The 8,699-nt window shown below is 44.0% G+C and carries 6 protein-coding genes and 1 tRNA gene; all 7 read right to left on the reverse strand.

The window, feature by feature from the left end; translation table 11 throughout:
- Positions 1 to 115: 115 nt before the first annotated feature.
- The 7 genes from pepC to DB729_RS07260 all read right to left on the reverse strand — a co-directional run bounded on the left by pepC (position 116) and on the right by DB729_RS07260 (position 8,678).
- Complete coding sequence (gene pepC, locus DB729_RS07230; RefSeq protein ID WP_109289900.1) at positions 116 to 1,450, reverse strand: aminopeptidase C; 1,335 nt, start codon at positions 1,448 to 1,450, stop codon at positions 116 to 118.
- Positions 1,451 to 1,560: 110 nt separating this feature from the next.
- Positions 1,561 to 2,283, reverse strand: a complete 723-nt coding sequence (locus tag DB729_RS07235) for a pseudouridine synthase (protein ID WP_084938923.1) — start codon at positions 2,281 to 2,283, stop codon at positions 1,561 to 1,563.
- Positions 2,284 to 2,355: 72 nt separating this feature from the next.
- Positions 2,356 to 2,586 (reverse strand): GlsB/YeaQ/YmgE family stress response membrane protein, encoded by a 231-nt coding sequence (locus DB729_RS07240; protein WP_000580441.1) that lies wholly within the window; start codon positions 2,584 to 2,586, stop codon positions 2,356 to 2,358.
- A 9-nt stretch (positions 2,587 to 2,595) separates the two neighbouring features.
- Entirely contained in the window at positions 2,596 to 3,837 is a 1,242-nt protein-coding gene (locus DB729_RS07245; protein ID WP_109289901.1) for an aminopeptidase, read from the reverse strand.
- A 21-nt stretch (positions 3,838 to 3,858) separates the two neighbouring features.
- A complete protein-coding gene (locus DB729_RS07250) occupies positions 3,859 to 4,011 on the reverse strand; it encodes a hypothetical protein (RefSeq protein ID WP_109289902.1) in 153 nt (50 codons plus the stop codon).
- A 23-nt stretch (positions 4,012 to 4,034) separates the two neighbouring features.
- Positions 4,035 to 8,426: a PolC-type DNA polymerase III gene (locus DB729_RS07255; protein ID WP_109289903.1), complete on the reverse strand. Its 4,392-nt coding sequence runs from the start codon at positions 8,424 to 8,426 to the stop codon at positions 4,035 to 4,037.
- Between the two features lie 178 nt (positions 8,427 to 8,604).
- Positions 8,605 to 8,678 (reverse strand) — tRNA-Pro (locus DB729_RS07260).
- Between the last annotated feature and the right edge of the window lie 21 nt (positions 8,679 to 8,699).

The raw sequence follows: 8,699 nt of genomic DNA on the forward strand, positions 1-8,699 counted from the left end.
TCACTTAAAGACTCAAAATAAGAAGAACTCCCTTGGCAAGCATTATCTATCACTACTTTAAGAAATTACTTGAAAAAAAGAGGCTAGGATTCCCCTAACCTTTTTTCTTTATACTTTATTCTGCCAAGGCTCCCATTGGATCCCATGGTGCGAGCACAATTGGTTCTGCTTCATAAGCAGCTTGTTCATCTGCTGTCAGCAATTCCTTACGAACAACGATTTGGTAAGTGTATTCGTCCATCCAAGCGTCTGAGGCAACAAAGTAACCATCTGTACCGACCTTGTCTCCCCAAGAGTTTTCAACTTTCCACTTGGTTGATTTACCGTTTTCATCCAAATCCACACCTGTCAAGACCATGGCGTGGGTCATCAAGCTTTCGCTGTAGTCCAAACGTCCAGCCTTGTCTTGAGTCAGTTTAATATCCATGCTTGATTCAAAGTCATAAACATCTGTAGCAAGGATTCCAGCTTTACGGTTGCTGAGCTGACCGACATCTGAACCAAACCAAACAGTCTCACCTGTTTGCATTTGGGCAATCGCCAATTCTTTCAAGCGCTCCATTGGAACGTTGATGTAACGAACTGCACGGCTACCAACGACATTCCCCAACATCTCAACTGTGTAAGATTTGCCGTAAGGCTTGTCAGCAGTGGGAGCATTGATAACAGAAACATAATCTTCTAAAGGAAGATTGACATATTTCTTGTAAAACTCTTGTGGTGTGATACCCTTTTCGCTTTGGTAGTTATCATCCTTATCACGATAAGCAAAGTCAAACTGACGTGGCGGAAGCCCTAAAGACATAGCAAGGAAGTTAAAAATTTCTTGCAAGAGGTCTTCTTTCTTAGCTTGAACAGTCGCTTGGTCAGCACCAGATGCTAGTAAATCACGCAAGATTTGAGCATCTTGGCGAAGCAATTTGTTGAGAATGGCATTGAGCTCACGGCTACTGCTAGATGAGATAGACTCAGGGTAAACAGACTTGGGAACGACACCGTATTTCTCAAAGAGGGCAACGACCATATCCCACTGACCGCCGTCTTGTTGTGGAGTTTGGAGTAGGAAGCTAACCTTGCGACTAGTTAAGTCTTGGTCTGCAGTCGCAATCACTTGCTCCAAGAACCAGTTAGATTTTTCATACTTGTCCCAGAAGAAGGTGTGGGCTTGTGACAGTTCAAAGTTTTCGAGCTTGTATTGAGAGATGAGTTTGTGGCGGAAGGTATTGAGAGCTGCAAACATCCAGCAACGACCAGATGCTTTCTGATTAGTGACCTTGTCCTTGGTCAAATCCAATGAGAAAACAGGTGCATTGTCGACATGGCTTTGGCGACGCTCTAGGGCTGCAAAAATTCCGTTGTGACTGGCAGCATTTTCGATTGCTTGGTATTTGACATTTGCTTCATAGTTGGCAAAAAGTTTATCTGTAAATGATTCTTGAATCGCGTTCATAGATTCCTCCTTTTATTCTACTGTCTATTATAACTCTTTTCACAAATGAAGCAACCGAAAAACTTAAAAAGGCAGGGACTTTCTCCTCACCTTTTCTAACATAATCCAAACTAAGCAATACTAGCAAGGAGCTCCTCTAACTCCTCCTTGGTCAGGCGACGCCATTCTCCCCGTTTCAAATTCTCATCCAAAACTAGAGTCCCCATCGTCAAACGTTGCAAGTCCACGACTTCCTTACCACAATAGGCCACCATGCGTTTGACTTGATGAAATTTTCCTTCTCTAATGGTCACACGAACCTGGCTTTCACCCTTATCTGAATCCATTGACAAAATCTCCAGTTTGGCCGGCTGGCAGGTAAAGTCCTTAAGTGGAATACCCTTGCCGAATGTTTCCACATCTTCTTGGGTCATGATTCCCTTGACTTGAGCCAAGTAAGTTTTATCCACATGACGCTTGGGCGATAGAAGGGCATGAGCCAGCTGACCATCATTGGTCAAGAGTAAGAGTCCATGGGTATCGATATCCAAACGTCCTACAGGAAAGACTTCTTTGGCACGTCCATAGTCGTCCAACAAGTCCAAAACCGTTCTATGCTTGGGATCTTCAGTCGCCGAAATGACTCCTTGGGGCTTGTTCATCATGTAGTAGACAAACTCTTCATACTCCAGCACTTGACCGTCAAAACGAATCTCATCTCTTTCTTCATTGATTTGCAGTTTTGCTGATTTTTCTTTCTTGCCGTTAACCGTTACGCGTCTAGCTTTAAGCAAGTTTTTGACCTCAGTTCGACTCCCTACTGCGCAGGCAACTAAAAATTTATCTAATCTCATAGAACTATTATATCATACTCAAAAGGAGGCTGGCTCAATAGCCAACCTCCTTTCCTTTTCAGAGCCGGGAAGCTAACTTCCTCTTTCCCAGAAAATAGCTAACACAATCATGGCACCGAGAACTGCTGGGATAATGGCTGTACCATTTAGGCTTGGCCCCCAAGAACCAAAGAGTAATTGTCCTAAAAAGGCACCAATCCAACCGAGAAACATCTTCCCAAAGCATCCCATACGTTCTCCACGATTGGTGATAGCCCCTGCTAGTAGTCCAATTAAAAGACCGACAAACATGCTTCCAATCATAGCTTCTCCTTAATTTGCCCAGTCTCCATTACGAAAGAGCGGTACGCGCGTTCCATCCTCACGGATACCGTCTATATCCATTTGATTCGAACCAATCATAAAGTCCACGTGAACATCTGAACGGTTCAGTCCTGCAGCTTCAAGTTCTTCTTCGCTCATCTCTGCTCCACCAACAACGCTGGTCGCATAGGCTGCTCCGATAGCCAAGTGGTTTGAAGCATTTTCATCGAAAAGAGTGTTAAAGAAGGTAATCCCTGACTGTGAAATTGGACTTGGATCTGGTACCAAGGCACATTCACCCAAGGCACGCGCACCCGCATTTTCAAAGACAAGGTCTTTCATGACCTGATTACCCTTTTCAGCAGTAATGTCTACGATTTGGCCATCCTTGAAGGTTACTTTAATACCTTCGATGATATTGCCATTGTAGCTAAGTGGTTTTGTAGAGGTTACATACCCATCTGCACGACGGAAGTCAGGCGCAGTGAAGACTTCCTCTGTCGGCATATTTGGCAAGAATCCTTCGCCCTGTGCATTGATAGCACCAGCTGATTCCCAAACGTGATTCTTAGGCAAGCCAAGTGTCAAATCTGTCCCTGGCGCTGTGTAGTGAAGAGCTGAAAATTGCTCTTTATTAAGCATTTCTGCCTTACTCTTAAGAATGGCTGCATGTTCTTCCCAAGCCTTAACTGGATCTTCTTCATAGACACGACAAGTTTTGAAGATTTGGTCCCAAAGGAGATCGACTGCTTCTTCATCGCTCGCAGCATTTGGAAAGACCTTCTTAGCCCACTCAAGCCCTGCTGCAGCTGCTACAGTCCAGCTAACCTTGTTGGATTGCGTTGCGATACGCATTGGCTTCATCGCAAGTCCCATAGCTTTTGCAGAAGCTGAAAGCTTGTCCGCATCCACTCCGTTCAAGGCACCTGGATCAGATGAACGGACACCGAGACGGCTAGCCTTGTTTTCCAAGAGGTAGTTCATCTCAGCAATCTTGTATTCTGGCACATTGTCCAGACGCTCCATCGGCGCGTGGAGGAATTTCTCACGGTTAATCACATCATCTGTCCACTGAACGATGACCTCATGCGCTCCCAAGGCATAAGCTTCTTTCACGATCAAATGCGCCAACTCACGTTGCTCCACATCGATAGAAAGAGCCAAAGTGTGACCAGGCTGCACGTTAATTCCATTCGCAACCAACAATTTCGCATATTTTTCTAGATTTTCTTTAAAATTTGGTAAAACCATTCTATTCTTCCTTTTCTTTTGTTATTTTTCCTTCAAAGCAGAAAATAATCCTGCTAAAGCAATGGCACCAGACAAGAGCGCTGTCGATAGAATAATTGTTTCATCTGCCAGCTCTAGCTGATAGTCAAAAATCTTTTCAGCAGGTTTATCTTCCGCAAGAATCCTAAGCTTCATAAAGATGTTCTCCATTCTAATTCTTAAAACAAATCATCAAACAAACTCAACTGGTTATCCTCTGGCATATTACCGAGAATCCCCATTTCATCCATCTTTTCAACCAAGGTCGATGATAGTCCGCCACGCTTGCGCAGTTCTGTCTTAGAGAGGAACTCACCCTCTTCACGCGCACGCACCAACTGCTTAGCAACGTTCTCTCCCAGACCATCCATTGCTACAAATGGCGGAATGAGGGTATCCCCATCGATGAGGAACTCTGTTGCCTGACTACGGTAGAGATCGAGTTTGCCAAACTTGAAACCACGTTCCCACATTTCATTGACAATCTCAAGAGTTGTATAGAGGTCAATTTCCACATTAGAGGCTTCATTATTCTTCCGTTTTTCAGCAATTTCTTGCATCTTGCGCTTGATGGCATCCAAACCCGCCCCCATGGTCTTGATATCAAAAGCCTTGGCACGGATTGAGAAATAAGCACAGTAGTAATAAATCGGATGGTGAACCTTGAAGTAGGCCACACGCAAGGCCATCATAACGTAGGCTGCCGCATGAGCTTTGGGGAACATATACTTGATTTTCCCACAAGACTCGATATACCACTCTGGCACCTTATTGGCCTTCATAGCCTCGATGTAGCCATTTCGCTCCTCTTCGGAAATCTTTAGCCACATGCCCTTACGTACCCGTTCCATGATGGTAAAGGCCATTTTAGGCTCGAGACCCGCATGCATGAGATAAACCATGATATCGTCCCGACAACCGATAACAGTCGATAGGTCAGCAATTCCTTGCTTGATCAAATCCTGGGCATTTCCCAACCAGACATCAGTACCGTGGGACAGTCCTGAGAGCTGAAGCAATTCCGCAAAGGTCGTCGGATGCGTTTCGTCTACCATTCCACGTACAAAGTTGGTTCCAAACTCTGGAATTCCCAGCATCCCTGTTGGAGTTCCAATTTGCTCAGGCGTCACCCCTAAAACTTCCGTTCCAGAAAAGAGAGCCATAACGCTTTCATCATCCATGGGAATTTCATTAGGGTCAATACCAGACAAGTCCTGCAATTTCCGAATCATGGTCGGATCATCATGCCCCAGTACATCAAGTTTGAGGACATTCTCATCGATATCGTGGAAGTTAAAGTGAGTCGTCTGCCATTCAGCCGTCACGTCATCTGCTGGATACTGAACAGGCGTAAAATCGTAAACATCCATGTAGTTAGGAATAACAACGATTCCCCCCGGGTGTTGTCCTGTTGTCCGCTTGACACCAGCCGCACCCTGAGCGAGGCGCTCCACCTCCGCATCACGATAAAACTTGCCATAGTCTCTCTCGTAGCCCTTTACAAATCCATAGGCAGTCTTGGCAGCCACCGTACCAACCGTTCCTGCACGGAAGGCATATTCCTCCCCAAAGATATCACGCACATCCAAGTGGGCGCTAGGCTGATCTTCTCCCGAGAAGTTCAAGTCAATATCAGGAACCTTGTCTCCATCAAAACCAAGGAAGGTCTCGAAAGGAATATCCTGTCCATTTTTGCTAAGTTTATGACCACAGTTTGGACAGTCCTTATTAGGCATATCAAAACCTGAACCGTAAGAACCATCCGTGATAAACTCACTATACTGACACTGACCACAAACATAATGAGGAGAGAGTGGATTAACCTCCGTAATCCCAATCATGGTCGCAACAAAACTGGACCCAACAGACCCACGAGAACCAACCAAGTAGCCCCGTTCGTTGGAACGTTGCACCAGCATCTGCGATGCCAGATAAATCACGGCAAATCCATTCCCCAGAATGGAAGTTAATTCTTTTTCAATCCGCAAATCAACGATATCTGGCAGCGGATTTCCATAAATCTCAAAAGCTTTCTTATAGGTCAACTCAGCAACCGTTTCTTCAGCCTTGTCGATGAAAGGCGTGTACAAGTCACCCTTAACCACCTCAACAGGCTCAAAAATTTCTGCCAAGGCATTGGTGTTTTCAATAACCAATTTACGAGCCAATTCCTCGCCCAAGAAGGCAAATTCATCCAACATCTCATTAGTCGTTCGAAAATGAGCTTTCGGAAGAGGAGCCGGTTGGGCATGTTCACCGTGACCAATGGTTCGGTTAATCATAGCCCCCTGTCCCAAACTACGGACGATAATTTCACGGTAAATCTCTTCTTCCGGTTCGATATAATGAACATTTCCCGTAGCCAAAACGGGCTTGCCAAGACGGTCTCCCACCTCTATCAAATTCTTGATAATAGTCTGGAGTTCCTCCATATCCTTGACCTGCTCTTTAGCAATCAAGGGTGCATAGATAGCCGGTGGCATGACCTCGATAAAGTCATAATACTTGGCCACTTCAACCGCCGCATCTACACCTTGGGAAACGACTGCGTCAAAAACTTCACCCTCCGAGCAAGCCGACCCCAAAATCAAGCCCTCCCGATGAGCATCTAGAACTGTTCTCGGAATCCGTGGCACCCCTTCAAAGTACTTGGTATTGGACAAAGAAACCAGCTTAAAAATATTTTTTAAACCAACTTGATTCTTGACATAGATAGTCGCATGCTTGATCCGAGCTTTTTTATAAGAGTCTGGACTAATCAAATCAATATTCAGTCTAGCCAGATCAGTCACACCATGTTTTTCCGCTACATCCTTGATAAAGATAAAGAGCAAACGACCAGTAGCTTCCGCATCGTAGTTGGCCATGTGGTGGTGGTCCAGTGCCACACCAAAACGCTTGGTCAAAGGTCCCAAACCATGACGTTTATACTCAGGATAGAGGTTTCTAGCAAACTCCAGCGTATCAATAACTGGCTGGCTAATCTTAGGCAGACCATGACGCTCATAGTTAGCATTCATAAAGCCAACGTCAAAGGTAGCATTGTGGGCGACTAAGACTGTATCCTTGCAAAATTCTTGGAATTCTTGTAAAACTTGTTCCAGTGGTTTGGCATTTTTGACATGGTCATCTGTAATTCCAGTCAACTCAGTAGTAAAGGCTGACAAGGGATATCCAGGATTGATAAATTCATCAAATTCGGCAATAACATTTCCCTTGTACATCTTAGAAGCTGCAACTTGAATCAAGTCATTATAGATAGCTGAAAGTCCCGTCGTTTCCACGTCAAAAACCACGTAGGTAGCTTCTGACAATTCCATCTCCACTTCGTTGTAAACGATAGGAACACGGTCTTCAACGATATTGGCTTCCATTCCATAGATCAGCTGAATTCCTGCTTTCTTAGCTGCCTTGTAGCCATGTGGAAAGGACTGAACATTCCCATGGTCCGTGATGGCAACCGCCTTGTGTCCCCACTTTGCAGCTGTCGCAATAATTTCCTCTACTTCTGGCAGAGCATCCATGGTCGACATATTAGTATGAGCATGAAACTCAACCCGGCGCTCACCTTCTGGCATCAAATCCTTCCGCTCATAGTGAACAACTTCCTGCACATCCTGCACGTTCATTGTCAAATCTCGTGTGAAGTTATTCATCTCCACATTTCCACGAACACGAAGCCAGGAATTTTTCTTAATGATGTCAAACTTCTGAGCCTCTTCTTCATTCTTAACCCATTTTTGCATTGAAAAACTTGAAGTGTAGTCCGTCATTTTAAAGTTGATCAAAACGCGACCAGTTCTGGTTACCTTATGCTCCACATCAAAAACGACCCCTTCAAAAACCAAACGATTTTCCTCAGTCGTCACATCAATCATCTGGGTAACTTCAGCCTTATCCAATTTTGATTTTGCCGCAGCCTTTTTAGCCTGAAAATCAAAGGCCGGTTTCTCTTCTACTGGAGGAGGAGCCATCTGTTCCAGTTGTTCCATAGCACGCAAAGCCTCCTCATTAGCAGCCTGAACGATTTGTTCATTCTCCGCATGGAAGGCTTCTTCCTGCTCCTGTGTAAGAGCATCATTCTTTTCGATTTGGCAGACAAAAGCTGGAAAACCAAACTTTTCAAGTTGCTTTGTTAAATTAGGAAGATGATTTTTCTTAAAGTGTTCCTTATCAATCACCTCTGAACCTTCAATAAAGAGCTGATTTCCCACTGCACGAACTTGCAAATTCTGATAAAGAGACTTAAACCCTTGACTAGCACATGGACCTTCAGAAAAAGCCTCCTTATAGTAGGCCTGCAAGAGTTCATTTGAAAATTCTTGAGAGAGAGCCTTGATTTCGAAAATAGCTTGATTCCCTGTCTTAGAAAATTCTTCACTAAGCCCTTTCTTTAACTCTAAAAAGATTTCAATCGGTAAAATATTAGAAAATACAAAATGAAATTCCCAAATCTTACTAATTTTATGAACCACAACACGCTCAATACTTGCATTAACAAGAGCAGGATCCTGTCTCAATTGATCAGAGACTCCTATTTGATTCATTAAAATTTCAAACTTACTTGACATTCAATTCCCTCACATTATTCTCTTACTATTTTACCATAATTAAAGAAAATATATAGCCACTACCATTCCTTAAGCACTGCTAGTTTTCCTAAATTCATTCCTTAAAAACAAAAAAGAAGATTCTCAGAATCTCCTTAACACATATAAAAAAGATACCCTTAAGTATCCCCATACTCAATCGGGAAGACAGGATTCGAACCTGCGACACCTTGGTCCCAAACCAAGTACTCTACCAAGCTGAGCTACTTCCCGCGTTAAATAAAAAAATGCACC

Origin of the sequence: Streptococcus halitosis (assembly GCF_003143695.2) — a bacterium.
In the GTDB taxonomy this organism is placed as follows: domain Bacteria; phylum Bacillota; class Bacilli; order Lactobacillales; family Streptococcaceae; genus Streptococcus; species Streptococcus halitosis.